This is a genomic window from Streptomyces fructofermentans (assembly GCF_014651055.1).
GTDB classification, from domain to species: Bacteria; Actinomycetota; Actinomycetes; order Streptomycetales; family Streptomycetaceae; genus Streptomyces; species Streptomyces fructofermentans.
The window spans coordinates 71318-95591 of the sequence record NZ_BMWD01000003.1; the positions used below are offsets into that span (position 1 = coordinate 71318).

Annotated in this window: 27 protein-coding genes and 2 tRNA genes; 8 read left to right on the top strand and 21 right to left on the bottom strand. The window is 71.3% G+C overall.

Features of this window, described 5'->3' with window-relative positions; translation table 11 throughout:
* Positions 1–1124: 1124 nt before the first annotated feature.
* A complete protein-coding gene (locus IE265_RS05255; RefSeq protein ID WP_190034164.1) occupies positions 1125–2123 on the bottom strand; it encodes a sigma-70 family RNA polymerase sigma factor in 999 nt (332 codons plus the stop codon).
* Positions 2124–2291: 168 nt separating this feature from the next.
* On the opposite strand from IE265_RS05255, the gene IE265_RS05260 reads away from it, so the two are divergent.
* Positions 2292–2810: a GNAT family N-acetyltransferase gene (locus tag IE265_RS05260; RefSeq protein ID WP_190034165.1), complete on the top strand. Its 519-nt coding sequence runs from the start codon at positions 2292–2294 to the stop codon at positions 2808–2810.
* A 201-nt stretch (positions 2811–3011) separates the two neighbouring features.
* Here the strand turns inward: IE265_RS05260 and IE265_RS05265 are convergent, their stop codons facing one another.
* Positions 3012–3812, bottom strand: a complete 801-nt coding sequence (locus IE265_RS05265; RefSeq protein WP_190034166.1) for a dioxygenase family protein — start codon at positions 3810–3812, stop codon at positions 3012–3014.
* Positions 3813–3943: 131 nt separating this feature from the next.
* Here IE265_RS05265 and IE265_RS05270 point away from each other — a divergent pair, with 131 nt between their 5' ends.
* Positions 3944–4447, top strand: a complete 504-nt coding sequence (locus IE265_RS05270; protein ID WP_190034167.1) for a MarR family winged helix-turn-helix transcriptional regulator — start codon at positions 3944–3946, stop codon at positions 4445–4447.
* 194 nt (positions 4448–4641) lie between these two features.
* On the opposite strand, the gene IE265_RS05275 is transcribed toward IE265_RS05270, so the two are convergent.
* Entirely contained in the window at positions 4642–6177 is a 1536-nt protein-coding gene (locus tag IE265_RS05275; protein ID WP_190034168.1) for an MFS transporter, read from the bottom strand.
* 178 nt (positions 6178–6355) lie between these two features.
* Positions 6356–7000, bottom strand: a complete 645-nt coding sequence (locus IE265_RS05280; RefSeq protein ID WP_190034169.1) for a TetR/AcrR family transcriptional regulator — start codon at positions 6998–7000, stop codon at positions 6356–6358.
* Between the two features lie 834 nt (positions 7001–7834).
* Here IE265_RS05280 and IE265_RS05285 point away from each other — a divergent pair.
* Together IE265_RS05285 and IE265_RS05290 are read left to right on the top strand one after the other, a co-directional pair.
* Positions 7835–9118 carry a M6 family metalloprotease domain-containing protein gene (locus tag IE265_RS05285; RefSeq protein ID WP_190034170.1) on the top strand — a complete coding sequence of 428 codons (1284 nt, stop codon included), beginning with the start codon at positions 7835–7837 and terminating at the stop codon, positions 9116–9118.
* A gap of 61 nt (positions 9119–9179) precedes the next feature.
* Entirely contained in the window at positions 9180–10853 is a 1674-nt protein-coding gene (locus IE265_RS05290; protein WP_229916041.1) for an IclR family transcriptional regulator domain-containing protein, read from the top strand.
* Positions 10854–10920: 67 nt separating this feature from the next.
* On the opposite strand, the gene IE265_RS05295 is transcribed toward IE265_RS05290, so the two are convergent.
* The gene (locus tag IE265_RS05295) at positions 10921–12279 is read right to left on the bottom strand and encodes an enolase C-terminal domain-like protein (protein ID WP_190034171.1); all 1359 of its coding nucleotides are present in this window, start codon (positions 12277–12279) and stop codon (positions 10921–10923) included.
* 333 nt (positions 12280–12612) lie between these two features.
* Between IE265_RS05295 and IE265_RS05300 the strand changes: the two genes are divergently transcribed.
* Together IE265_RS05300 and IE265_RS05305 are read left to right on the top strand one after the other, a co-directional pair.
* Entirely contained in the window at positions 12613–13374 is a 762-nt protein-coding gene (locus IE265_RS05300) for an IclR family transcriptional regulator (protein WP_229916043.1), read from the top strand.
* Between the two features lie 352 nt (positions 13375–13726).
* Positions 13727–13799 (top strand) — tRNA-Arg (locus IE265_RS05305).
* 71 nt (positions 13800–13870) lie between these two features.
* On the opposite strand, the gene IE265_RS05310 is transcribed toward IE265_RS05305, so the two are convergent.
* The 14 genes from IE265_RS05310 to IE265_RS05375 all read right to left on the bottom strand — a co-directional run bounded on the left by IE265_RS05310 (position 13871) and on the right by IE265_RS05375 (position 22010).
* Entirely contained in the window at positions 13871–15025 is a 1155-nt protein-coding gene (locus IE265_RS05310) for a tyrosine-type recombinase/integrase (RefSeq protein WP_190034173.1), read from the bottom strand.
* Positions 15025–15213: a helix-turn-helix domain-containing protein gene (locus tag IE265_RS05315; protein ID WP_190034174.1), complete on the bottom strand. Its 189-nt coding sequence runs from the start codon at positions 15211–15213 to the stop codon at positions 15025–15027. The genes IE265_RS05310 and IE265_RS05315 overlap by 1 nt, the downstream gene beginning before the upstream one ends.
* Positions 15210–16592, bottom strand: coding sequence for a replication initiator protein RepSA (gene repSA, locus IE265_RS05320; protein ID WP_229916044.1), 1383 nt, complete (start codon positions 16590–16592; stop codon positions 15210–15212). The genes IE265_RS05315 and repSA overlap by 4 nt, the downstream gene beginning before the upstream one ends.
* The gene (locus IE265_RS05325) at positions 16589–16792 is read right to left on the bottom strand and encodes a hypothetical protein (protein ID WP_190034176.1); all 204 of its coding nucleotides are present in this window, start codon (positions 16790–16792) and stop codon (positions 16589–16591) included. The genes repSA and IE265_RS05325 overlap by 4 nt, the downstream gene beginning before the upstream one ends.
* Positions 16792–16977, bottom strand: a complete 186-nt coding sequence (locus IE265_RS05330) for a hypothetical protein (protein ID WP_190034177.1) — start codon at positions 16975–16977, stop codon at positions 16792–16794. Before IE265_RS05330 ends, IE265_RS05325 begins: the two co-directional genes overlap by 1 nt.
* A gap of 90 nt (positions 16978–17067) precedes the next feature.
* Complete coding sequence (locus IE265_RS05335) at positions 17068–17625, bottom strand: GGDEF domain-containing protein (protein WP_190034178.1); 558 nt, start codon at positions 17623–17625, stop codon at positions 17068–17070.
* A gap of 89 nt (positions 17626–17714) precedes the next feature.
* A complete protein-coding gene (locus tag IE265_RS05340) occupies positions 17715–18023 on the bottom strand; it encodes a SpdD-like protein (RefSeq protein WP_190034179.1) in 309 nt (102 codons plus the stop codon).
* A gap of 23 nt (positions 18024–18046) precedes the next feature.
* Complete coding sequence (locus IE265_RS05345; protein ID WP_190034180.1) at positions 18047–18202, bottom strand: hypothetical protein; 156 nt, start codon at positions 18200–18202, stop codon at positions 18047–18049.
* A 10-nt stretch (positions 18203–18212) separates the two neighbouring features.
* Complete coding sequence (locus IE265_RS05350) at positions 18213–18404, bottom strand: mobile element transfer protein (RefSeq protein ID WP_190034181.1); 192 nt, start codon at positions 18402–18404, stop codon at positions 18213–18215.
* Positions 18405–18422: 18 nt separating this feature from the next.
* Entirely contained in the window at positions 18423–19097 is a 675-nt protein-coding gene (locus tag IE265_RS05355) for a DUF2637 domain-containing protein (RefSeq protein ID WP_190034182.1), read from the bottom strand.
* Positions 19097–19300: a hypothetical protein gene (locus IE265_RS05360; RefSeq protein ID WP_190034183.1), complete on the bottom strand. Its 204-nt coding sequence runs from the start codon at positions 19298–19300 to the stop codon at positions 19097–19099. The genes IE265_RS05355 and IE265_RS05360 overlap by 1 nt, the downstream gene beginning before the upstream one ends.
* A 79-nt stretch (positions 19301–19379) precedes the next feature.
* Positions 19380–20735: an FtsK/SpoIIIE domain-containing protein gene (locus IE265_RS05365; RefSeq protein WP_190034184.1), complete on the bottom strand. Its 1356-nt coding sequence runs from the start codon at positions 20733–20735 to the stop codon at positions 19380–19382.
* Between the two features lie 2 nt (positions 20736–20737).
* Positions 20738–21091 carry an SCO3933 family regulatory protein gene (locus tag IE265_RS05370; RefSeq protein WP_190034185.1) on the bottom strand — a complete coding sequence of 118 codons (354 nt, stop codon included), beginning with the start codon at positions 21089–21091 and terminating at the stop codon, positions 20738–20740.
* A 139-nt stretch (positions 21092–21230) separates the two neighbouring features.
* On the bottom strand, positions 21231–22010 hold the full coding sequence (locus tag IE265_RS05375; RefSeq protein WP_190034186.1) for a GntR family transcriptional regulator: 780 nt from the start codon (positions 22008–22010) through the stop codon (positions 21231–21233).
* 18 nt (positions 22011–22028) lie between these two features.
* On the opposite strand from IE265_RS05375, the gene IE265_RS05380 reads away from it, so the two are divergent.
* Together IE265_RS05380 and IE265_RS05385 are read left to right on the top strand one after the other, a co-directional pair.
* A complete protein-coding gene (locus tag IE265_RS05380; protein ID WP_190034187.1) occupies positions 22029–22499 on the top strand; it encodes an NUDIX hydrolase in 471 nt (156 codons plus the stop codon).
* Complete coding sequence (locus IE265_RS05385; protein ID WP_190034188.1) at positions 22496–22807, top strand: hypothetical protein; 312 nt, start codon at positions 22496–22498, stop codon at positions 22805–22807. Before IE265_RS05380 ends, IE265_RS05385 begins: the two co-directional genes overlap by 4 nt.
* A 521-nt stretch (positions 22808–23328) precedes the next feature.
* Here the strand turns inward: IE265_RS05385 and IE265_RS38170 are convergent.
* Both IE265_RS38170 and IE265_RS05390 read right to left on the bottom strand, forming a co-directional pair.
* On the bottom strand, positions 23329–23817 hold the full coding sequence (locus tag IE265_RS38170) for a hypothetical protein (protein ID WP_229916045.1): 489 nt from the start codon (positions 23815–23817) through the stop codon (positions 23329–23331).
* Positions 23818–23980: 163 nt separating this feature from the next.
* Positions 23981–24075 (bottom strand) — tRNA-OTHER (locus IE265_RS05390).
* Positions 24076–24274: the final 199 nt, after the last annotated feature.

A 24274-nucleotide genomic window follows, 5' to 3' on the forward strand; every position in this document is an offset into this window, starting at 1 on the left:
GGCCCGGCACTCACGTCCGAGGCGGGCACGGCGGTCCTGCCCGCGAAGGTCCGGCCCCGGCACCTCTGCCCGGCGGCACCTCCACCCGGATCACGCTCCGGCACCAGGACTCCCCCGGTCCCGGGACCCTCCCCGACCCCTCGCCCCCCGGCTCGCGCGAGCCGCACCGAGACCCGGCACCCTCGGCCGCCAAGACCCCGGCAACCTCCGTCCGGCCCCGGCAACCCCCGTCCGGCCGCGGCAGCCTCCGGCCGAACCACGGCAGCCGCACCCGGCCACCGGCACGAACACGGGCCCAGGCACCGGCCCGAACTCGGGCCCTCGCACGAACACAGGCACAGGCGCCAGCACCGACGCAGGCGCCGACACAGCCACAGGCACGGGCAGCCACACCCCGCCCGACTCCACGGCGTCCCGCTCTCGTCCGAAGCGTGTCCCGCCCCCTCGCGGAGAACCCACCGGCGACGGGGACAGGCGACGCGGAACGGGGGGACCGGGAACGCGGAAATGAAGCCGGGCCCCGGCGCCAGGGGGGGAGGCGCCGGAGCCCGGCTCCGGGAGAGTCGGACTCCGGCGCCAGGGGGGGGAGGCGCCGGGGTCCGGCTCTGGGAGAGTCCCGGCGCCGGGGGGGAGTGCGTCGGGACTCGGCTCTGTGGGCCGCCCTGGAGTCTTGTGCCCCGGGGCGGATGTGTTGAAGCGACTGTAAACGGACTTCTGTGCGACCGCGTTCGAACCCTTGCGCGGCCCTGCCGCGAGGGCCTGGCCGACAGGGGACCGGTACGCGGCCGGGTGGGCCGCGCCGGGGCTGCGCTGGACCGTCTGCCCGGCCCCGACGAAGCCAATCCTCCCGGACGCGAACATCTTCCGCGCGCTCACCAGGCGCGATTGCGCCCAAACGGCGGGAGCAGGTCGCCCGCCCGCGCTAACGCAAGCGGCCGTCCGTGCGCCCCCGGGCGGCAGCCCGCCCGCCGGAACGCGCCGCCCGGCCCGGTCCGCAACCGTCCCGCGCACCACGCCCGCCCTGCCGGGCGGCGGCCGAAGAACCACTGCTGCCGGGCCGGACACGGGGTCCGGCCGGCGGCCGCGGCGATCGCGGTCGCCCCTCGGGCGGCCCGGCCCGGGGACTACGCCGCGGCGTCGAACCCCGTGTCGCGGGCCAGCTTCTTCAGTTCGAGCAACGCGTGCTTCTCGATCTGGCGGATCCGCTCGCGGGTCAGGCCGTGCTCCTTGCCGACCTCGGTGAGCGTGCGCTCCCGGCCGTCCTCGATGCCGTACCGCATCTTGATGATGGACGCGGTGCGCTGGTCGAGCCTGCCGATCAGGTCGTCGAGCTCCTCGCTGCGCAGCAGCGTGAGCACGGACTGCTCGGGCGACACGGCCGAGGTGTCCTCCAGGAGGTCACCGAACTGGGTCTCGCCCTCGTCGTCCACCGCCATGTTCAGCGAGACCGGGTCGCGGGCCCAGTCGAGGACGTCGACGACGCGCTCCGGGGTCGAGGCCAGCTCGGCGGCGATCTCCGCGGGCTCCGGCTCACGGCCGTGCTCACGGTTGAACTCGCGCTGCACCCGCCGGATCCGGCCCAGCTCCTCCACGAGGTGGACGGGCAGCCGGATGGTGCGGGACTGGTCGGCTATGGAGCGGGTGATGGCCTGGCGAATCCACCAGGTCGCGTACGTGGAGAACTTGAAGCCCTTGCGGTAGTCGAACTTCTCGACCGCGCGGACCAGGCCGGCGTTCCCCTCCTGGATCAGGTCCAGCAGCGGCAGACCGCTGCGGGGGTAGCGGCGGGCGACCGCGACGACCAGGCGGAGGTTCGACCGGATGAACACGTCCTTGGCCTGCTCGGAGGCCGCGACCAGCGTTTCGAGCTCCTCGCGGGACGCCTTCACCTCGGTGTCGGCCACCTCGCCGTCGAGGATGTGCTGGGCGTAGACGCCCGCCTCGATGGTCTGGGACAGCTCGACTTCCTTGGCGGCGTCGAGCAGCGGTGTGCGTGCGATCTCGTCGAGATACATGCCGACCAGGTCGCGGTCGGCGATCTCGCCGCCTACGACGCGAACACTGCGTGCCGCGTCGGTCTCGCCGGAGGCGGACTTACGACGGGCGACGGCACGGGTTGCCATGCGTGCTCCCTTGCGATGGTGGGCTTGCGGTCCTGGTGGTGGCTCGGACACCTTCTCGGGTGCCCTGCATCCGATGGAAACAACGACTGGAATCCGGACAGAATTCCCAACCCGACCCTCTACTTTTCTGATCTTGCAGTACCCTGTGCCGCCACCAAGGGAGGACGGATGCCGGCGGAACCCACTGAGGTGCAGGTCAGACCGGGGGTCGAGGCCGACCTCGCTGCCCTCACGGACATCTACAACCACTACGTGCAGTCGACACCGATCACCTTCGACACGGTGGCGTTCACCCCGGAGGAGCGCCGGCCCTGGCTGCTCTCCCACCCTGAAGACGGCCCGCACCGCCTGAAGGTTGCCGTGGCCGCGGACTCACAGGCGATTCTGGGCTACGCCACGTCGAGCGCGTTCCGCGCGAAGCCCGCGTACGGGACCTCGGTGGAGGTGACCGTGTACCTGGCCCCGGACGCGGGCGGGCGCGGTGTCGGCACCCTTCTCTACAAGGCCCTGTTCGAGGCTCTCGCGGAGGAGGACCTCCATCGCGCGTACGCCGGGATCGCCCAGCCCAACGAGGCCTCCGTACGGCTGCACGAGCGCTTCGGCTTCCGGCACCTCGGCACGTACCGGGAGGTCGGCCGGAAGTTCGGCCGGTACTGGGACGTCGCCTGGTACGAGAAGGACCTCTGAGAGCCGGGCACCGCGGGCCCGGTCCTCATGGCCGGTGAGGCCCGGGAGCGGCCAGGGAGCGGGAGCGGGCCCAGAGCGGCGGCCCCGGTGCCGGAGAGGCGCCGCGCGGCGCGTCCCGGTCCGTGGCGGATGCCCGCGCGGGCAGGGGTGAAACCTCCCGGGCGGCCCGCTCCGTCCGCCGGGGAGGCCCACCGGACCGTTTCAGCCGAACTGCACGGACCTCTTCGCGAGGCCCATCCAGAACCCGTCGATCACCGAGCGCTGGGCGTCGAGCCCGCCGGACGCCTCCGCCGCGCCCATCGTGACGAACAGCGGGGCGAAGTGCTCCGTGCGCGGATGGGCGAGCTGCCCCGCCGGGGACTTGTGGAGGAAGTCCAGGAGTGCGTCCACGTCGGCGGAGTCGAGCGCCTCGTGGCCCCACGCGTCGAACTCCGCCGACCAAGAGGGGATTCCGCCCTGCCGGAGCGCCGCGAGGTTGTGGGTGAAGAAGCCCGAGCCGATGATCAGCACGCCCTCGTCGCGCAGCGGGGCGAGCCTGCGGCCGATGTCCATCAGGCGTACGGGGTCCAGCGTGGGCATCGAGACCTGGAGGACGGGGATGTCGGCCTCCGGGAACATCTCCACCAGCGGGACGTACGCGCCGTGGTCCAGGCCCCGGTCCGGGATGTCCTGCACCGGCATGCCGGGGGCGCGCAGCAGCTTGCGGACGGAGTCCGCGAGACCGGGGGCTCCGGGGGCGTCGTAGCGCACGCGGTAGTAGTGCTCGGGGAAGCCCCAGAAGTCGTGGACGAGGGGGACGGGCTCGGTCGCCGACAGGGCGAGCGGGGCCTCCTCCCAGTGCGCGGAGACCATGAGGACGGCCTTCGGGCGGGGCAGGTCCGCGGACCAGGCGGCGAGCTGGCCGGGCCAGACCGGGTCGTCGGCCAGCGGCGGGGCGCCGTGGGAGAGGTAGAGGGCGGGCATGCGCTCCGCGACGGCGTGTTCCTCGGCGGTGGCGGACATGGCGGCGGCTCCCTCTCTGGACGGATCCCGGCTGCTCGACTCGATCACATTGCTTGAACTCTCAAGCTCTTGGTCGAGAGACTACCCCCGACTTGTTTAAATTTCAAGAAGAAGCCTCGTACAGTGGGGGCATGAACACGGCATCCGCTGACGAGCCGCGCTGGCTCAGCGACGAGGAACAGCGCACCTGGCGCGCCTACATGCACGCCACCACTCTCCTCGAGGACCACCTCGACCGCCAGCTTCAGCGTGACGCGGGCATGCCGCACATCTACTACGGCCTGCTCGTCCAGCTCGACGAGGCTCCGCACCGCCGGCTGCGGATGACCGAGCTGGCGATGCACGCGAAGATCACCCGGTCCCGGCTCTCGCACGCCGTCGCCCGGCTGGAGGGGAACGGCTGGGTACGGCGCGAGGACTGCCCCTCGGACAAGCGCGGCCAGTTCGCCGTCCTCACGGACGAGGGGCGCGAGGAGCTGAGGCGTACCGCCCCCGGCCATGTCGCCGCCGTCCGCCAGGCCTTCTTCGACCGGCTCACCCCCGAGCAGCACAAGGCCCTCGGCGAGGCCATGCGGCTCATCGCCGAGGGCCTCGAACCCGAGGGCGCGGGCGCGGACCTGCCCTGGCTGCGCTGACCACTCCCCGCTCCCCACTCCCCGCTCGCCGCTCCCCGGGCTGCGGGCTGCGGGCTGCGGGCTGCGGGCATGGAACCGCCCCGGCTCCACCGCTCGGAGAGCCGGGGCAGTTCCCGGATTCGTGCGTACGAGGGCGTCCCCACCCCCGCGTACGCACGAGGGCCAGTGGGTGGCCCCGCGTGGTCCCGGTCGCGTCAGTGGGCGATGACCGGGATCTTCACCTCGTCCTGCGCCTCGTCGCCCGCGCCGGAGGTCGACGACATGTCGGGCCGGCCGGTGTTGACGAAGGTGAAGGCGATCAGCGCGGCCACGCCGAGGATGCCGACGGCGAACCAGATCGCGTTGGTGAAGCCGTGGACCAGGCCCTCCATCTGGACGAGCTGCTGCTGGGCCTTCGAGCCCGCCCCGCCCAGGTGGTCCTTCAGGTAGGCCGTGGTGGCCGACGCGGCGATCGTGTTCAGCAGGGCCGTACCGATGGCACCGCCGACCTGCTGCGAGGTGTTGACCATCGCCGAGGCGACACCCGCGTCACGCGGCTCGATGCCGTGGGTGGCGAGGGACATCGCGGGCATGAACGCGGTACCCATGCCGAGGCCGAGCAGGAGCTGCGCCGGCAGGAGCAGGCCCGCGTACGAGGAGCCGATCTCCAGCTGGGTCAGGAGCAGCATGCCGATGCCCGCGACCAGGAAGCCCGGGCCCATCAGCAGGCGCGGCGCGACGCGGGTCATCAGGCGGGCGCCGATCTGGGTGGAGCCCACGATCATGCCCACGATCATCGGCAGGAAGGCGAAGCCGGTCTTGACCGGCGAGTAGCCCTGCACGATCTGGAGGTAGTAGGTCAGGAAGAGGAACAGGCCGAACATCGCGATGATCGCGAGACCCAGCGAGAGGTAGACACCGGCACGGTTGCGCTCGGTGACGACGCGCAGCGGCAGCAGCGGCGCCTTGACCTTCGACTCGGTGAACACGAAGGCCGCGAGCAGCACGGCCGAGGCCACGAACAGGCCGATCGTCATCGAGTCGTCCCAGCCGTTGGACTCGGCGCGCGTGAAGCCGTAGACCAGCGAGACGAGACCGAGGGTGGACAGGACGACACCGGGGATGTCGAGCGGCGAGCGGTTGCGGCCGGCCGGCTCACGGATCACGAAGTACGCGCCCGCGGCGGCGACGATCGCGAACGGGATGTTCACGAAGAACGTCCAGCGCCAGTTGAGGTACTCGGTGAGGAAGCCGCCGAGGATCAGGCCCACGGCGCCGCCGCCGCCGGCGATCGCGCCGTAGATGCCGAACGCCTTGGCGCGCTCCTTGGCGTCGGTGAACATCACCGCGAGCAGGGAGAGCGCGGCGGGCGCCAGCAGCGCGCCGAAGGCGCCCTGGAGGGCACGCGCGCCGAGCAGCATGGCCTCGCCCGTCGCGGCGCCGCCGAGGGCGGAGGCGGCCGCGAAGCCGATCAGGCCGGTGACGAAGGTGCGCTTGCGGCCCCAGATGTCGGCGATCCGGCCGCCGAAGAGGAGGAGCCCGCCGAAGGCGAGGGCGTAGGCCGTGATGACCCACTGCCGGTTGCCGTCGGAGATCCCGAGGTCCTGCTGGGCCGAGGGCAGCGCGATGTTCACGATGGTCGCGTCGAGCACGACCATGAGCTGGGCCAGCGCGATGAAGACGAGCGCCTTCCAGCGGTTGGCGTCGGGGGCCGGTGCCTTGGCGGCACTGGCCTGGAGTGTTTCGGACATGGGGATACCCACTTCGGTACTTCGAATCGGCAAAAGGCAGTGAAGAGCCGCGGCGCGTCGTCGCTGACGGCCGTGAGAGGTGGCGCGCGCCCGCCCCGTGCGGGCCGCGCGTGCGCGGGTTGTGTCGTCGTCGGTGCGGGGACCCGCGGAGGACGCGGAACCGGGCGCGGTCAGTCGGTCAGGCTTGTCGCAGGTCCTCCATGGTCGCGGCCGTGCCGGGCAGTTCGGAGCGGGCGGGTGCCCGCAGGCCGTCCAGGAACAGCTGCAGGTGGCGGTGTACGAAACGGTCGATGTTCAGGCAGGCGATACCGGGCAGCGGCCGGGTGAGCTGGCTGACGGCGACCATCAGGTCCCCGACGGCCACGTCGGTGCGGAGCTGGCCGGCCGCACGGGCCCGCTCCATGAGCTCCTCGACCAGGGCCTCGACACGCTCACGCGACGCGACCAGTTCCGGGTGGCTCTGGTCGAAGGCCTCGGAGAGCATCGGGCACAGGGCGCCGATCCGCTCCTCGGCCGACATGTGCACGAACCGGGAGAGGGTCTCGAAGGCGTCACCGGTCTCCGCGAGCATCAGCTCTATCTGCTCGGACACGCGGTCCATGACCGAGCACACGACCTCGCGCTGGAGGGAGTGCCGGTCGGGGAAGTTGCGGTACAGCGTGGCGTTGCCGACACCGGCCCGTCGGGCGATCTCGTCGAGCGGCGCGTCGGCACCGAACTCCACGAACATCTCCCGTCCGGCGGCGACGATCCGCTCCCGGTTGCGCAGGGCGTCGGCCCGCGGTCGGGGCGTCCTGTGCTGCGCGGGGGTGGCGGTCTCCACGGCGTACTCCTTCGGAATCGGATCGGATCTGCCCGGGGTCGGTCGGATCCCGGGCGGCGACAGGGGCCTGGTGGGATCCCGGTCGGTCCGGCGTCACGATCCGGGGAGCCTCTCCCCGTTTCATCCGGACACCTGGCTAAACGGGGAAGCGATCCCCGGTTATTTCCCCGATTCGATGTGACCTGAGTCACATCACTCCCGGGGCGGAATTTCGATCGCCCCGGATCGGGTTCCGGGCGGGCGCGCGGGTGCCCCGGCGGGCGGCGGGGCGGGGTGCCGGGCGGGGGCCCGACCTCGGCGTGAGCCGGATTCGCGGGCACGCGTGCCCGGCGGCAGCACGCCGGGACTCATGGGCGTGCCCCGGACTGGGGCGGGGCCCGGACCCATGCGCGCGGTCCGGACCTCTGCGGGCCCTGGACGCATGGACGCCCCCCGGACCACGACGTGCCCGGAACCACAGGTGTCCCCGGACTCGGGCGGGCCCCGGACTCACAGGCACGCCCGGACCACGACCCGCACCGGACCCACAGGCACGCCCGGACCACGACCGGCACCGGACCCACAGGCACGCCCGGACCACGACCGGCACCCGGACCCAGCGGCACGCCCCGCGACGGGCCCCGGGCCCGAAGGCGCCCCCCGACGACGGCCCCCGATTCACAGGCGTGCCCCCGCCCAAGGCGTGGCCCCGAGCGGGTCCGGCGTGGCCCGCGCCCCCGCCCGGGACTCCCACGATCGGGCTCTCCCAGCGCGCGCCGCGGCATCCGGCGTCACAGGGTGATCGGACAGGGTGCAGCCCGAAACGGCCGGCTGCCTGGAGCGAAAGGCCCCTGAATGCAGCCGACCAGCCGTCGGATACGCCCGCGCCGCCGGGCCGCAGCCCTCGCCTCGGTCACCGTCCTCACCCTGGCGGTCAGCACCTCGGCGGGATCTGGGCACCTGACGGCGGGCTCGTCCACGGCGGCCGGGCCCATAGCGCCCACCCGGGCCTCCCCGCTGGGCGCATGCATGATCAGCGGCGCGATGGGGGTGCAGATGTCGGAAGGCGTCCCCACCTCCGCCGGCTACGCGCGCTCCACCGGTACCGTCCGGGCACTGAACCTGATGATCGACTTCTCCGACGCGACCGGCGAGGGCGACGCGCTCGACCGCTACGGCGAGTTCTTCCCGCAGACCACCGACTGGTTCCGCACCAGCTCGTACGGCCGTCTCGACTACCGCCCCGAGGCCCCGATCGGGGACTGGCTGCGCATGCCCAAACCCTTCAAGGCGTACGGCATAGAACGGGGCGCGCCCTTCGACCCCGGCTACCGCGAGCTGGTCCAGGACATCGTGGCCGCCGCCGACCCTGCCGTGGACTTCCGCAGGTACGACCTGCTGAACATCCTGATCACCCCGAACGCCGGCCCCTCCGCCCTGGACACGGTGCTCTCCGTGACGTTCGCCGGAAACACCGAGGCACCGGTCGCGGACGGCGTGCCCGTCGCCAACGCCTCGTTCGTCTACAGCCGCCAGGACGACGGCTCCGGCTCGTACGCGGAGACCGGCTACCGCGTGCTCCCCCACGAGAACGGCCATGTCTTCGGGCTGCCCGACCTGTACACCCAGGACGGCGGCGGCGCCGTCGGGCACTGGGACATCATGAGCGAGGACTGGGGGGCGGACAACGATCTGCTGGGCTGGCACAAGTGGAAGCTCGGCTGGCTGGACGACTCCCAGGTCGGCTGCGCGGCCGACCCCGGCACGACCGAGCACGTCCTGACTCCGCTGGCCGAGCCCGGCACCGGCGCGAAGCTGGTCTTCGTCCCCGTGGACGCCACCACCGGCTACGCCGTCGAGCTGCGCACCAGGGCGGGCAACGACGAGGCGGTCTGCAAGCCGGGCGTGCTCGTCTACAAGGTCGACGCGACCGTCGACACCGGCCGCGGCCCGGTCACCGTCGTCGACTCCACCAGGGACAGCGGCGGCTGCACCCGAAGCCCGAACGTCCACGCGGAGCTGTCCGACGCGCCCTTCTCCCCCGGCCAGTACTTCAAGGACCTGGAATCCGGTATCCGGATCACGGTCGCGGGCGCGGACGCCGCCGGGAACCACCGGGTGTACGTCACCCGGGGCTGACGCGTTGCGGCCGGCCGCGGCGGCCCAACTACGGTGGTCCGGACACCGTCACGGAGAACCCATGCGATCGACAGACCCGACAGACCACACGCCGGCGCCCGGCACCCCCGGCGCGACCGCCCCCGCCGAAGCCGTGGCCCCGCTGATGCGCGGGATCACCGTGCTGCGCCGGCTCACCGAGGCGGGCGGGACGTCGAGTCTCAGCGCCCTGGAGAAGACCACCGGGCTCGCCCGGTCCACCGTGGACCGCATCGCCGCGACGCTCGCCCGCATGGGATACGTACGCCTCGACGGCCGGGACGCCGTACTCACGCCGCGGCTCATGGAGCTGGGCAACGCGTACCTGGCGGCCCTGCGGCTGCCCCGGCTGCTGGACGCGCGCGCCGACGCCCTCGCGGACGAGCTGGACGAGTCGGTGTCCCTCGCCGTCGCGGACCGGGACGGAATCCGCTTCATCCACCAGGCGACACGGCGGCGCGCGATGTCCCTGAGCTTCCGGATCGGCGACCTCCTGCCGGCCGAACGGACCGCGCCCGGGCCGCTGTTCGCGACGGAGTGGACGCCCGGGGACTGGGACCGCTGGCGCGAGCGCCGCGCCGCCGACCCGCGGGACCTCGGCTTTCCGGCGGTACCGCCGCGCGAACACCCCTCCGGTGACGAGCAGTTCGAGGAGTGGACACGGGAGGCGGCCTCCCGGGGCTGGACGCTCGACGACCAGTTGATCGAGCCGGGACTCGTCGCCCTCTCCGCCCCCGTACGGGACCGCGAGGGGCATGTCGCCTGCGTGGTGAGCGTGGTGAGCCACACCAGCCGGCACACCGCCGACTCCCTGCGGGACTCCCTGCTGCCGCGTCTCGGCGCGACCGTGCGCGCCATGGAGCGCGACCTGCGCGAGGCCCGGGCCGCGCCGCCCGCCGCGCCGGCCGGACTCGCGGCCTGGACCGGGGCGTCGAAGCAGGAACTGGGGCGGGAGTTCATCGAGTCGCTGGCCCGCGGTCTGACGGTGATCACCTCGTTCGGCGAGGGCAGGGCCGACCTGACGCTGACCGAGGTCGCGCAGGCCACGGGGCTGGCGCGCGCGACGGCCCGGCGCGCGCTGATCACCCTGGAGCACCTGGGCTACGTCACGGCCCACGGACGCACCTTCGCCCTGACACCCCGCGTGCTGGCCCTCGGCTTCCCTCCCCTGTCCCGTACGACGCTTCCGCAGATCGCCGCGCCGCATCTCGCCGAACTCGCGGACCGGCTGCACGATTCGGCGTCCCTCGCGGTGCTCACGGCCGACGAGATCCAGTACACGGCCCGGGTCGCGACCAGCCGGATCATGAGCGTCAACATCACCGTCGGCACCAGGCTGCCGGCCCACCCGACCTCGCTGGGCCGGGTGCTGCTCGCGGACCTCCCGCCGGCCGCCCGCCATCTGCCGGAGCTGCGCGCCCTGACACCGCGCACGGTCACGGACCCGGCCGCGCTCACGAAGGTCCTGGACGACGTGCGGCGGTCCGGGTACGCCCTGGTGGACGGCGAGTTGGAGGAGGGACTGCGGTCGATCGCGGTCCCGGTCCGCGACCGTACGGGCAGGGCCGTGGCGGCCGTCAACGTCGCCATGCACAGCACGCGCCGGACGCTGGAGGAGTGCGTCGGCGAGGTCCTGCCCGAACTGTCCGCCACGGCGGGCCGGATCGAGGCGGACCTGCGGGTGGCGGGCCGGTTCACCCGCGTACCGGTCGCCTGAGCCCGCACGGGTGTCCGTGCCGGTGCCGGTACCGCTGTCTGGACCGGTGCCGGTGTCCGTCCCGGTGTCAGTTCCGTCGACCGTGCCGGAGCCGGCGCACCAGGCTGGGGCGTCGGGCGTCGAACTCCCAGCCGGGCACGAGGTGTCGCATCGCCGCGGCGTCGTCCCGCGCGCCCAGGGCCTTGCGCCGGTACAGCTCGTTGGCCGCGAGCAGGCGGTCCATGTCCAGTTCCACGCCGAGGCCCGGCGCGTCCGGGACCGCGATCTCCCCGCCGACGATCCGCGGCGGGTCGACCGTGAGGCGCTCCAGTCCCTCCTGCCAGATCCAGTGGGTGTCCAGCGCGTTGTACGCGCCCGGTGCCGCCGCCCCGCAGTGCGTGACCATGGCGAGCGAGATGTCGAAGTGGTTGTTGGAGTGGCAACCCCAGGTCAGGCCCATCGAGTTGCAGAGCTGGGCGACGCGTACCGAGCCCTGCATGGTCCAGAAGTGCGGGTCGGCCAGCGGGATGGAGACCGACTGGAGGGCCAGCGCGTGCGTCAACTGCCGCCAGTCGGTGGCGACCATGTTCGTCGCCGTGGGGAGCCCCGTGGCCCGGCGGAACTCCGCCAGGATCTCGCGTCCCGAGTAGCCCTCCTCGGCGCCGCAGGGGTCCTCGGCGTAGGCGAGGGTGCCGACCAGCGGCGTACAGAGCTCGACGGCCTCGCGCAGCGACCAGGCGCCGTTCGGGTCGAGTGTGATCCTCGCGTCGGGGAAGCGGTCCTTGAGCGCGCGGACGGCCAGGACCTCCTCGGCTCCGGCGAGGACCCCGCCCTTCAGCTTGAAGTCCTGGAATCCGTAGAGGTCGTGGGCGGCCTCGGCCTGGCGGACGATCGCCTCGGGTGTCAGCGCCTCCTCGTGCCGGACCCGGTACCAGTCGGTCGTCGCGTCGGGCTCGCGGACGTACTCCAGGTCGGTGCGGTCGGGGTCGCCGACGTGGAAGAGGTAGCCCAGCACCCGTACGGAGTCGCGCTGCCGGCCGTCGCCGAGCAGCGCCGCGACGGGGACGCCGAGGTGCCGGCCGAGCAGGTCGAGGAGCGCGGACTCGACGGCCGTGACGGCGTGCACGGTGGTCCGCAGGTCGAAGGTCTGGACGCCGCGCCCTCCCGCGTCGCGGTCGGCGAAACGCTCGCCGATCTCGCGCAGCACACGCTTGTAGTCACCCAGTTCCGCTCCGACGACCAGGGGTTCGGCGTCCCTCAGCGTCCGGGTGATCCGCTCCCCGCCGGGCACCTCCCCCAGCCCCGTACGGCCCTCGGAGTCCTTGAGGACGACGACGTTGCGGGTGAAGTAGGGGCCGTGGGCGCCGGAGAGGTTCAGTGCCATGCAGTCCCGTCCGGCGACCGGGTAGACGGCGAACTCGGTGACGGTCGGCCGACTGGGGCTCATGCGTGTCGACATCCTTGGTCGGTGGGGGTGACGGGGGCCTGCGGCCACAGGGCGAGGACGTACGAGGCGCTGATCCTGCCATGAGCATGGTCCCCATATGCAGATGTTGTCCATGTATAGGAATCGAGGCTAGGTGGATGAACCCGAAGGGGTCAATGGGCCGGACGGGGCGGATCTACGATGTGGCCCATGCCGGAGAGCGAAGGGGCCCGGAGTGCGGGGGCCCGTGGGACATCGAGGGGCCGCGGCCGCACGCCGGGGTCCCGGAGCGGGACGCCGGGCGGACACGGCGCGGCGTCGGGGGTCCGGGACGAAACGTCCGGGGTCCGGAGCGTGAAGTCCGCGTCGCGTACGGTCGCGCTGCTCGAACTGCTGGCCGCACGGGGCGACCGCCCGGCCCGCCTGGACGAGCTCGCGGAGGAACTGGGCGTACCGCGCAGCAGCATGTACCAGTTGCTGCAGACGCTGGTGGACTGCGGCTGGGTGCGTTCCGACACGACCGGGTCCCTGTACGGGATCGGGATCCGCGCCCTGCTCACCGGCACGAGCTACCTCGACAGCGACCCGCACGTCCGCACGGTCCGCCCGTATCTGGACGAGGCCTCCGACGCACTCGGCGAGACGATCCACCTGGCACGCCTCGACGGCCCGGACGTCGTCTACCTCGCGACGCGCGAGTCCCACGAGTACCTGCGCACCATCAGCCGGGTCGGCCGGCGGATCCCCGCCCACGCGGGAGCCCTCGGCAAGGCGCTGCTCGCCGAACGCGACGACGCCGAACTCCCTTTGCCGGACGACCCGTTGGAGAGGTTCACGCCGAACACGCACACCGGGCGCGCCACGCTGATCGCGGACCTCGCGGACGTACGTGCGCGCGGCTACTCCATCGACCGCGAGGAGACGGTGACCGGCGTGGCGGGCTTCGGATTCGCCCTGCGGTACGGCAGCCCGGCCACGGACGCCATCAGCTGCTCGGTCCCGGTGACCCGCCTCGACGCGGCCCACGAGGAACGGGTCGTCGCCGTGATGCGGGAGGTACGCGCGAAGATCGAGGGCGTTCTGGCACCGGCCCCGGGCGCCCCGGACTGGCGCTGACGCCGGGGGTCCGGGAGTGGGGTGGGGCTTCCGGATGGGGGTTCCGGGTGCGGGTGGGGGCGTGGTGGGCCGGCCTTCCGTGGATCGGGGCGGGCTGCGCGCTGCGGGTGGGGGCGCGGGTCGCGGTGAGCCGACTCTCCTTGCGTCGGGCTGCGGGGCAACCAGGTCCGGGAGGGGTGGGGCGGGGTCCCGTGGAGCGCCCGCGTGCGGCACGTGCACACGGCTGGGCCCGGCCCACCACCGGCCCACCACCGATCCGGTACCCTGTGGATCGAGCAACCTGGCAGGGGCTGCGTCATGCCGCGGGAACCCCGGCACGACCGCAACACCCGGCCGGCACGCTCAAGGCACTGCCTTCGTAGCTCAGGGGATAGAGCACCGCTCTCCTAAAGCGGGTGTCGCAGGTTCGAATCCTGCCGGGGGCACATGGGAAAAGGCCCCGGACCGATCATGGTCCGGGGCCTTTGACATCTACTTCTGACATCAACGCGGGCGGTTATTCACGACCGGGCCGCCGTTTCCTGAGCAGCCGATCCATGTGGCTCATGGCCTCGCGCTGGGTGTCCTGCACGACGTGCGTGTACACGTCCATGGTGATGCTGATCTGTGAGTGCCCAAGGATCTCCATCACGACGCGGGGCGCGACTCCAGCGGCCGTGAGCAGGGTGGCGGTGCCGTGCCGAGCGTCATGCAGCCGGATCACGCGAAGGCCGGCGGACTCGGCGACTCGGGTGAAGGAGCGGTAGACGTTCCGTGGCTCGACCTGGCGGCCGGTGCGGGTGGTGAAGACGTAGCCCGACTCGTGCCACTGCTCCCCCGCCCTGCTCTGTGCCGCCGACTGCCGCATCCGGTGCCAGCGCAACGGGGCGATGCAGAGAGCGGGCAACGGGACGACCCGGCGACGGCGGCTCTTGGGATCGTCGTCGTAGAGGACGCCGCGACGGCGCTGGGTCTGCTGCCGGACGTAGAGGACCCGGTTGTCGAGATCGAGGTCCGACCACCGGAGGCCGATGATCTCGCCCCGCCGGAGCCCCATGGCGATGGCGAGCACGAAGGCCGCGTAGAGCGGATCTCGGCGGGAGACCGCAAGGAAGTCCAGCGTCTCGTCCAGCGTCCAGGGGTTCAACTCCCTGTTGTCCGTGCGCGGCGGCTCTACGAGCTTGGCGACGTTACGTGCGATCAGCTCCTCGCGGCAGGCCGAGGACAGAGCGGAACGCAGCACGCGGTGAGACTCCTTGGCCGTTGCCGCGGTGGTCTCCTTCTCCATCCGAACGAGAAAGCGACGGACGTCCGCGACTCCGAAGGATTCGAGCCGCTTCGAACCGAGCAGCGGCACGAGGTAGAGCCGAACGTGCGCCTCGTACTTGTCGTACGTGCTGAGCTTCCGCCGGGGCCTGATCACGTTCTCCAGCCAGTACGGCAGCCACTCCGAGAGCTTGGCCGACCGGGTGGGCACGGGCACGCCCTGGTCAACCTTGGCGAGCAGCTCACGCCGTTTGGTGTCGCACTCTGCCCACGTCTTGCCGTAGGCGAACTTGCGGGCCCGAGTGCCGTCCGGTTGGAGGACGTAGACGGCGCACTGAAAGCGTCCGTCCTTGCGCTTGGTGATCGTGCCCGCCCCGTTGGGGTTGCGCTTGCGCTGTCCGGCCATCAGGCGGCCTCCTCGATCTGGCCGAGGATGAAGTCCCGTACAGCGTCGGCGGGGATACGGCGCACGCCATCGATCTTTATCGATATCAGGCGGTGCGAGCGGATCAGGTCGTAGACCTTCGAGCGTCCGAGCTTGAGCCGTGCCATGACGTCGGGCACGGTCAGCAGCTCAGTGGTGGCGGTGGTCATGCTGCAGCTCCTTCCGGGGCGAGTTGGTCGCGTAGGGCTTCGCGGGCGGTCTCGCGGTTGTGCTGGAGGTCGCGGGCGATGGTGGCGGCGAGGGCCGATTCGCCGGGGGTGTGGCCGTGGCCGGCGTACTGCCAGTCGGCCAGGACGAGGACGGTGTCCGGCTCTCGGTCCTCGAGGCCGAGGGCTACGCGTTCCTGCGTGGCACGGAAGTCGGCGCGGGCCTGGCGGAGTTCGCCGAGGGTGGTGGAGTAGCGGCGCGACTTGGAGGAGAAGTGGCCGCGAAAGCCGAGCATGTGAGCCCAAGCCCACAGGCGCCGGTCGGGGTAGAGCGGATCGAGGTGCTTGCACGCCTCGATGAGGCGGCGGGTGTGGTCGGGGATCTGGTGGCGGTCGAGTTCGGAGAGTTCGCCGATGCGCCGGTCGAGGCTGCCGGTGTTCTCTGCCGCCTTGGTCGCGTACTTGGCGACGTAGGAGGCGACGGCCTGCTCGGTGATGTCGGAGGCGTCCCCGAACGCCTTCACGGGGCGCACGTCGAGCTGCGTTCCCCATCGGAAGGTGCGGGCGGGTTCGTCCTGGACAGCCGGGACGGAGACCGAGGTGTAGGAGTGCGCCGCGGCGGCGTGGATCGCGTCGGTGAGAAGGCTGGCGCTTGCCCAAGAGGGTGGCGGGGTGTCCGGTCCGTCCGGTCCGTCGAGGCGGATCACGGCGTGGAAGTGCAGCGCGCCGCGCTTTTGGAACTCGGCGACCTTGCCGTACGACACCCGCACGTGGGCGGGCAGTTCACTCCGGGTGAGGCCGGCACGGGCGGCGATCTCGCGGCGGAGTCGAGTGGTGAAGCGCTGCCAGAGGTCGCCCGCATGGTTGTTGAAGAGGACCGCTCCCGAGTAGTCGTAGGTGGCCGGGTCGAGTGCCGTTCCGAGGGTGGGGTCGTCGGCGGGGTGGCGGGTGCCGCAGCGGCAGATGCCTCGGTCGGGGCGGTTGTGGACGGGGCCGAAGGACGGGGCGGTGAGCGTGGCGAAGACCCTGGGGTGATCGCGGACGGTGGAGGGGATGTCGCGGCGATCGTCGCCCGCCAGGCCCGCGCGGATCAGGTGGTAGGTGTCGCCCGCGTACGTCCAGGCGCAGGAGGGGCAGCGGGAGGCCCGGCGGTTGCCGCATGCGAGCCGGAGCCGTCCGCCGGGCTCGGATTCGGTGGAGTAGTGGTGGAGAGTCTCGCCGGTTGTCTTGTCTTTGCTGAGGGTCCAGCCGGTGAGGTGGATGGGGTCGGCGCAGCCGCCGGTGCGGCGGATCTGCTCGTGCCAGCGGTCGAAGTCGTCGGCCGAAGCCACCCTCAGCAGGTCGCCGAGGGTGACCGGGTCGAGCTGAGTTGCGAGGTTCAACGGCGCCATCCCCGCTTCTGAGGGGTGCTGGCGTTGCTGCTGGACGCCTCGTTGGAGGAGCGGCCGGCGCGGATGGCCTGCGCGGTCCGGTCCTTGTCGTGCAGGTTGTGTGCCCTGACGATCTTCTTCAGGCGGTCGTAGTCGCCGTCGATCGGGTCCGGCGGAATGCGGTCGACTCCTCGGCTCCAGTTGCGGGGCATCAGACGCTCACCGCCTGTCGCGCGGCGGGGCGGGCGGTGGTGCCGGTGCCGTGGCAGGCCGGGCAGTGGGCGGTGATGGTCCGCAGGTGTCCACGACGGTCGCGGCCGCCGAGGGTGACGGCGGCGGAGGCGAAGCCGTCGCAGTCGGGGCAGATCCGGGACCGGGCTCGGGTGCGGTGAGTCATGCTGGGAGTTCCTTTCGATTGCGGTTGGAAGGGGCCGGACCGTCCGGGCGGCGGCGATGCTTGGCGGCTTGTGCGTCGCCCGGAGGCCGGTCAGGCGGAGGCGGGGCGTTGCCCGCGGCGGGTGGCGCGTCCCTTGGCCGCGTACATGGCGGCATCGGCAGCCGCCAGGGCGGCGGGGAGCGTTCGGGTGGGCAGGTCGGCAAGGCGGCACGAGCCCAACGAGGCGGCCAGCGGCAGCTTCTGCCCGGCGTGGAGGAAGGGCCGGTGCAGATCGCGGCTCAGGTCCCCCAGCTGGGGCCCGGCGAGGGGATCGACGACGGCGACGAACTCGTCACCTCCGAGCCGTCCAGCGATGCCGTGCCGCCCGCACCAGTTGGCGAGGCGGGCACCAGTCGCGGCGAGGGCGGAGTCCCCGGCGGCGTGGCCGTAGGAGTCGTTGAGGGTCTTGAAGCCGTCCAGGTCGACCAGGACGACGAGTGCGTCCGAGTGCCGGCGGATGAAGCGGATGGTGTGGGCGGTCCATCCGGCTCGGGTGTGCAGGCCGGTGAGCGGGTCGCGGCGGGCGGCGGCGAGGCGGTGGGCGAGGAGCCCGGAGTGGGTGGCCCAGCCGACTAACGGCAGGACGGCGGCGAGCGCTTGGGTGTCCACGGTTCTCCTTCTGCGGCGGTTGGAAGGGGTGCGTGGGCCGTCCGGACGGCGGCGATGCTTGGCGGCTTGTGGCGCCGTCCGGAGGCCGGTCAGCGGCGCCTGTTCTCGGAGGTGATCAGCGAGCGGATGACCAGCGCGCAGATGGCGACGGACGCACCCGTGATGGCGATGGCGAGGAGCATGGAGACCAGGACGGTGCCGACGACCAGGACCACGGCCGTCCCTCCACCGACGGGGGCGATCACGGCGCCGGGGGTGAGCTGGACAGTCGGCCGGGCCGATGTCGGCGCCGGCGTGGAGGCGGGGGCGGCCTGGATGATGGTGGTCGGCTCGACGGCGGCGGGCGGGGCGAGCTGGCCGGTGGGCTGGGGCATGGTCGGGACCTTGGGGCGGAACATGGTGGATCTCCTTTCGAGTGCTGCTACTTGACGGCGGTGTCGATGACGGGGGCCAGCAGGCTGTCGGCGAGGAGGTAGCCGCCGAGGAGGAGGACGGCGACGAGCCACCAGGGCGGGCGGATGAGCTTGACGCCGAGCGAGCCGACGACGATCAGGGCGAGCCAGAGCGGAACCTGCACGGGTGTCTCCTCAGCGGGCGGGGCAGCGGTGGGTGCGGGCGGCGAGCTGGGCGGCGGTCTGGCTGGAGTAGTCGGCGGACCAGCCGCAGTGGTCGTTGGTGCACACGGCGGCGTGCTTGGTGTGGCCGTGGCGGTCGCGGTGGGTGCCGATCTGCACGGGGCCGATCCGCATCAGGGAGTGGAAGTTGTCACGGGCAGGCATGGCGGTTCTCCTCTCAGGTCAGGCCAGTTGGGCGGCGATGGCGTCGGCGAGCTGGGGCGGGACGCCGAGGCGTGCGCGCAGGGTCTCGGTGTCGATCGGGGATCCGGTGCGGGTGTGGTGGTCGGCGGCGAGCTTGCGGGCGTGGTCGACCAGCGCGGCCGGGACAGGCGGAGGCGGTGAAGCCGGGGCAGCGGGGGCGAGCGCCGGGGTGTCCTCGACCGCGGGGAGAGGAGCCGGTTCGGGCTCCGGGGCGGGGGCGGATTCCTGCTCCACTTCCGGCGCCGGAACCGGTGATGCGGGTGCCGGCCGAAGGGGCTCGGGATCCTCGGACGGGTGGGAGTGGGCGAGGAGGGTGCCGCCGAGGAAGGCGAGCGCGGGCCATCCGGCGATGCCGAATTGCAGCCAGGCCGGGGGATGAGCGAGGTCGAGGAACCCGGCGGTGGCGACGTTCGCGCCGAGCGAGGCCACCAGGGCGATGAGGAACCAGCACCAGGCCAGCCGCGACGGACCGTCCGAGCGGAGCCGACGCCAGGCAGCGACGAGGAGCAGGTCGACGCTGATCGGGTAGGCCCAGGCCTTCCAGCCGTCCTGCCCGGCGGCATCGGCCAGGTCGTGGAGATGGGCGAAGGACAGGGCACCGGCGATGACGGCCTGGACGAGGACGGCGTCGACGCGGAACGCAGGGCGAGCCATCACGCCCTACCGGGGAAGTCGGGGCCGCCGGCGGGGTCGTAGCCCGGCGGGAACATGCCGGGCGGCGGCTCGGGCAGCGATGCGGCCAGGCACGGGCCGATGGTGTCGATGAACGCGTCGTCGGCACCGGGCATGTCCGCGTAGAGGGCCAGTGCTCCGAGCATCAGCACGGTGCGGTGGAAGTCCTCGATGTGTTCGCACATGGGGATCGGTCTCCCTTCAGGCATGGAGGGGGTAGGGACCTGGCGCGAGACGGTCACGCCGGCCGAGGAGCGGGAGGTGTCAGGCGGTCACGGGAGCGGTCTTGGCGAGCGGCTCGGAGGCCGGGACCAGGGACCCGACGACGGGCCGGAAGGGCGCGAGTGCGGGGACGTCCGGGGTGCGGTCGGCGTACCGGTTGCAGATGTTCACGGCTTGGCGCAGTGAGGTGTGCGGGGCGCGGATACGGGCCCAGCCGCCGGAGGAGTCGCCGGTCACGGCGATGCCGGGGGCTTCGGTGGGGATCTGGATGGCGGCGAGGACAGCGTCGGGGGCGATGTCGCCGAAGGCCATGTTGGCGGAGGATTCGTCGTTGACGCGGTGGGCGGTGCGGCCGGTGAGCTGGGCCCGCAGCATCGTGATGCCCTTGCCGAGTTCGGAGCCGAAGCGCTGCCCGCAGATCTCCAGGTAGATGCCGGCGGCACGGCCGAGCTGGGCGAGGCGGACCAGGGCGGTGATGATGCGGTCCCGGCGCTTCTCCTCGTCCTTGGACGCGAACAGGGCCAGTTCGGCGACCTCGTCCACCAGGACCACGATCGGGACCGGGCGCAGGTGGTCGGGGAGGTCCCAGATGTCCGAGGCGATCTCCGCGTCCGGGACGTTCACCGTGATCCGCTGCTCAGCCCGGATCAGTTGGTAGACGTCTCCCATGTGAATGACGAGGGCTTCGAGGAGGTCGAGGGCGGCGTCCGGGTTGTCGGCGAGCGCGGAGAACCGGCGGGCCAGCGGAAAGAGTTCGACGCCCTGTTTGCAGTCGATGCCGACCAGCGCGACGTCCAGAGGGGCCAGCCCGACGACCAGGTTGCGCTGGAAGACGGACTTCCCGGACTCCGTGGCCCCGAGGATCAGACCGTGCGGGACGGCTCGGTAGTCGCGGTAGTGCACGGACCCGTCCTCACGCAGGGCGACCGGGACGCGCATCGGCGCCGGATCGGTCCTGGCAGGCATGTGAACCCGCTTGAGGACGTCGTAGCCCGTCATCCGCACCTCGACCACACCCGAGCGCAGCTCACGTGAGGTCACGCCGTACATGGCGAAGGAGTGGCGCAGCCGGTCCGTGGCGGCTGAGACGTCGAAAGCGTCCTGTCCGGGGCGGAGTTTGAGACGGAGGACCAGGCCGGTCCTGGTGGGGCGCAGACGCAGGATGCGCGGGGCGCGGGACTCCGGAACGGGCCGGTTGGCGATGCGGGCGAGGGCCAGGCGCCAGCGCGAGGGCGGGACGGTCAGCCTGCACGCGTCCATCACCGAGGTGTAGTTGACCAGCACCCGCCCGATGGCGAAGGCGGCGCCGAAGGCCAGCCAGTACCAGGCGGGGCGCCGCCACCGCAGGATCACTGCGGCAGCGACGACCAGCACCAGCGCGACGGTTAAGACCTTCATGATCAGGCCGCCTTGGACGCCGAGCCAGCGGCGGCGACCGAGGTGACGGCGACCGCGCGGAAGGCGATCCCGTGCCGCTTCTGGCCGTTGAACTCGTTCTCCCACGCCGAGGCGACCAGGCCCGTCAGCGCGACGGGAGTGCCCATGGCCAGGTCCTCGGAGACGCCCGGCGCCGGAACGGTGAGCTTGAGGATCTCCACCTCGTCCGGCGTGGAGAACATGACCTCCACCGTCATCAGGGTGACGCCGTCCTTGTCGAGGGCGATCTCACCGGTTCGGCGGTCCTTGACCTTCGGCTGCGGAGCCTTGGCGACCATCACGGTCGCGTTCGTGGTGTCGACGGGAATCTGACGCACAGCGATTCACTCCTCTATAGAGGCTGGACTCCGTCACTCATGTACATGAGTGACATGAAGAAGAGTGCATGACTCCTATGCATGAGTCAACCCGCCGCGATGAAGAACTCGCGACGGGCTGTGGGGAGTTGAGGACGCGTCAGTCGACGGCTGGGATTCGATACTCGAAAACGAACTGGTCAGCGGCCATGAGCGTGTCGCAGACCTCGACCACGCGGCCCTCGGTCGTACGGGCCTCACGGATCAGGTGGATGACCGGGGCGCCGGGGCTGAGAGCCAGCTCCGAGGACTCCGCCTTTGAGGCCGGCCGCCCTTGCAGGGTCTCGACGAACTCCTCGAACTCGTGCCCGTGGTCTTCGAGTCGGGCGTAGATGCCGCCACCGCCGGGGTTCTCGGCGAACAGCTCGGGAATGTCCTTCACAACGTCCCACGGGAGATACGACGTCGCCGTCTCGACGGGCGTGCCGTTGCGGAAGTAGAGCCGTCGCCGGGCGAGCACCTGAGTGCCGGCGGGGACGCCCAACCGCTCCGCGGCATCCTCCGGGGCCTCCATTGGGCCGATGTAGAGGACGCTCACCTTGGCCGTGGCGCCGGACTGCGCGGACTCGGCGAGATAGGCGGCCTTGCCACCCTGCCGGAGGGAGCGCCGGAAGCGGTCGGAGGACCGATGGCGCACCGGCGGTCGGTCCTTCACGATCGAGCCCTTGCCGTGCCGTGTCTCGACCAGCCCGCTCGCACGCACCTCGACCATGGCCTTACGGATCGTGCCGCCTGACACGCCATAGCGGTCGACCAGCTCGGACTCACTGGGCACCATGTCGCCTGGCGCCAGGACACCGGCCCGGATCTGCTGCACGATTTCGTCGGCGATCTGTACGTAGCGAGGTACGGACCGCTCACCTCCTACTGCTGTTCCCATAGTCCTTCTCTTCCTCCTATGCTCCTGCACATGAGTAACAGTGCCCAGGAAGGCGAGTCAACGCCGCTCCACTCCGTGTCCGTGGCCGGAGTGGTCATCGGCGAGGACGGCCGACTCCTGGCGATCCGCCGCGCGGACAACGGCACTTGGGAACTTCCCGGCGGCGTACTCGAACTCGACGAGACCCCCGAGGCCGGCGTGGCCCGCGAGGTCTTCGAGGAGACGGGCATTCACGTCGAGGTGGACCAGCTCACCGGGGTCTACAAGAACACCACCCGGGGCATCGTCGCCCTGGTCTTCCGCTGCAAGCCCTCCGGGGGCACGGAACGCACGTCCAGCGAATCAACCGCGGTCGACTGGCTCACGCCCGAAGAGATCAGCGAGCGCATGGCCGAGGTCTTCGCGATCCGACTCCTGGACGCCTTGGACGGCAACGGGCCTCACGTGCGGAGCCACGACGGTAGGCGTCTGCTCTCAGAGCACGCGTGAAGAACAGCCTGCCGGTGACGAACGAGGGCGACATCGACCTCTGCCTCTTCATCGAACCGTATTGCGAGGACTACTGGATGAAGCCGGGGGAGGCGCTCACGGTCCGTTCTGAGGTGGAGGGGATCGACGTCTGGTTCGACACCTCTATCTCGAAGGGCTGCGTCACTGTGTGGCTCTACGAGGATGGTGATCCGCACAAGATCGTGGGCGACTACGCAGTCCTCGATGCGAGCGGCAATCACCTGGAGTCTGGACATCAGAGGCCCCGCGGCCAGCGCTGGTCGGCGGCTGGGCCCATCATCGACTGACGCTGAAGCCGTTGCGGGGTAGCCCCTAGGCGCACCGTCAGGCACCAGTTGGGCCGGCCTTGAGGCTTCAAGGGATAGAACTTTCTCTACTTCATCAAGCCCCGGCTGCGCTCCGCTCCGCCGGGCGGGCTCCCGGCTCCGCTCGGGGCGCCGCTCCTGCCTTCGGCCCGCTCCGCCCCGGCTGCGCCGACGCCCGCCCACAGGTGGATAGGCCCGGAGGTCATGAGTCGAGAACCCGACGTTCATGGCCCACGGTCACGACGATGCCTCCGGCGGGGGATCGGCCGGCACCGGGATGGAGGGGGCGCCGTCCCCGGCCGCGGGCACATCGTGGCGAGCGTGGTGGGCTCCCATCCCGTCCACCGTCGACCCAGGCAGAGCCGAGCAGTCGCGGCCCAGGGCGTCAAGGTCGTTCGTACAGTGGCGCGCTCCACCTTGACGCCCTGAACCACGCCCGCTCCACGGTGTGTGGGTCGACGGCGGACGGGATGGGAGCTGGGGTAGGTGCGTGGTTGAGCTGGTCAGGCGAGGGACGCCCGGATCCGATCGATGGCGCGCAGAACCTCATCTCTGTTCTTCGCGCTCTTGATCCAGGTTGGTAGCCGCGCGACGAGCGTCATCTTTTTTACTTGCGCATCCCATGGGGCTCGCTCACGCAACGGTGCCTGTACGAACTTCCGGATCAGTTCCAGGTGTTCCGGGTTGTAGGCCCACAGCCAGCCGTGTCGCACCTCTGTCTGCAACCACAACGGCAGACCAAAGTAAGGATCTGTCGCTTCGCCTCGCCCTCGGAAGAGGCGGAACCCTCCCCCAGCAGCCTCTCGTGACAGACCGCACGCCCTACAGACGAGACGGCGGCGCGCGAACACGGAAGGAACCTCGTCCTCAGCCGCCGACGCCACCGGGGCAACGTGCGCAATCCCAGCGCACTTCGGACAGCTCACGAGCACATGATCAATGAAGTGGTACTTCGTGTGCCGGGCATCTCGGAACCGCTGTGGCGAGAGCATGACGCCAGTATGCGATCCCCCTGCCTGATCATGCTCATGCACGGAAGAACCGTGCCCCTTCCGTGCCCGATCAGGCAGGGAATCGCGGGGAACCACGGTCGCTCGCAGCGAGCGGGGAAGGAGGGAGCCCCCGACCGATTCGCCCGGTCAGGGGCCATTCACCTGCGGTGGGTGTGGGATTTGAACCCACGGTGACTCGCGCCACGACGGTTTTCAAGACCGTGTACAGGACACGGCTTGCCGACGCAGCCCCCACGCCCTGAACCGAACATCCCGAACCTGCCGACGCCGATGGACACCACGGTCGACAGAATTGACAGCACGCCGGCGAAGGTCACGTCACCGCCTCTGTTTGCCAACGACACCAGGAACGCGATCGCCACGAGGGTCGCGCCGGTCACGGCAAGCAAGACTGCCACCTCGGACCACCACATCGGCCGTGTCGGTTGAGTCGTCA

Excerpts from the sequence above, each read along its gene's own strand:
- IE265_RS05255 (WP_190034164.1), bottom strand. The coding sequence starts at position 2,123 with ATGGCAACCCGTGCCGTCGCCCGTCGTAAGTCCGCCTCCGGCGAGACC.
- IE265_RS05260 (WP_190034165.1), top strand. The coding sequence starts at position 2,292 with ATGCCGGCGGAACCCACTGAGGTGCAGGTCAGACCGGGGGTCGAGGCC.
- IE265_RS05265 (WP_190034166.1), bottom strand. The coding sequence starts at position 3,812 with ATGTCCGCCACCGCCGAGGAACACGCCGTCGCGGAGCGCATGCCCGCC.
- IE265_RS05270 (WP_190034167.1), top strand. The coding sequence starts at position 3,944 with ATGAACACGGCATCCGCTGACGAGCCGCGCTGGCTCAGCGACGAGGAA.
- IE265_RS05275 (WP_190034168.1), bottom strand. The coding sequence starts at position 6,177 with ATGTCCGAAACACTCCAGGCCAGTGCCGCCAAGGCACCGGCCCCCGAC.
- IE265_RS05285 (WP_190034170.1), top strand. The coding sequence starts at position 7,835 with ATGCAGCCGACCAGCCGTCGGATACGCCCGCGCCGCCGGGCCGCAGCC.
- IE265_RS05290 (WP_229916041.1), top strand. The coding sequence starts at position 9,180 with ATGCGATCGACAGACCCGACAGACCACACGCCGGCGCCCGGCACCCCC.
- IE265_RS05295 (WP_190034171.1), bottom strand. The coding sequence starts at position 12,279 with ATGAGCCCCAGTCGGCCGACCGTCACCGAGTTCGCCGTCTACCCGGTC.
- IE265_RS05310 (WP_190034173.1), bottom strand. The coding sequence starts at position 15,025 with ATGGCCGGACAGCGCAAGCGCAACCCCAACGGGGCGGGCACGATCACC.
- IE265_RS05315 (WP_190034174.1), bottom strand. The coding sequence starts at position 15,213 with ATGACCACCGCCACCACTGAGCTGCTGACCGTGCCCGACGTCATGGCA.
- IE265_RS05325 (WP_190034176.1), bottom strand. The coding sequence starts at position 16,792 with ATGCCCCGCAACTGGAGCCGAGGAGTCGACCGCATTCCGCCGGACCCG.
- IE265_RS05330 (WP_190034177.1), bottom strand. The coding sequence starts at position 16,977 with ATGACTCACCGCACCCGAGCCCGGTCCCGGATCTGCCCCGACTGCGAC.
- IE265_RS05340 (WP_190034179.1), bottom strand. The coding sequence starts at position 18,023 with ATGTTCCGCCCCAAGGTCCCGACCATGCCCCAGCCCACCGGCCAGCTC.
- IE265_RS05350 (WP_190034181.1), bottom strand. The coding sequence starts at position 18,404 with ATGCCTGCCCGTGACAACTTCCACTCCCTGATGCGGATCGGCCCCGTG.
- IE265_RS05355 (WP_190034182.1), bottom strand. The coding sequence starts at position 19,097 with ATGGCTCGCCCTGCGTTCCGCGTCGACGCCGTCCTCGTCCAGGCCGTC.
- IE265_RS05360 (WP_190034183.1), bottom strand. The coding sequence starts at position 19,300 with ATGTGCGAACACATCGAGGACTTCCACCGCACCGTGCTGATGCTCGGA.
- IE265_RS05365 (WP_190034184.1), bottom strand. The coding sequence starts at position 20,735 with ATGAAGGTCTTAACCGTCGCGCTGGTGCTGGTCGTCGCTGCCGCAGTG.
- IE265_RS05375 (WP_190034186.1), bottom strand. The coding sequence starts at position 22,010 with ATGGGAACAGCAGTAGGAGGTGAGCGGTCCGTACCTCGCTACGTACAG.
- IE265_RS05380 (WP_190034187.1), top strand. The coding sequence starts at position 22,029 with ATGCTCCTGCACATGAGTAACAGTGCCCAGGAAGGCGAGTCAACGCCG.
- IE265_RS38170 (WP_229916045.1), bottom strand. The coding sequence starts at position 23,817 with ATGCTCTCGCCACAGCGGTTCCGAGATGCCCGGCACACGAAGTACCAC.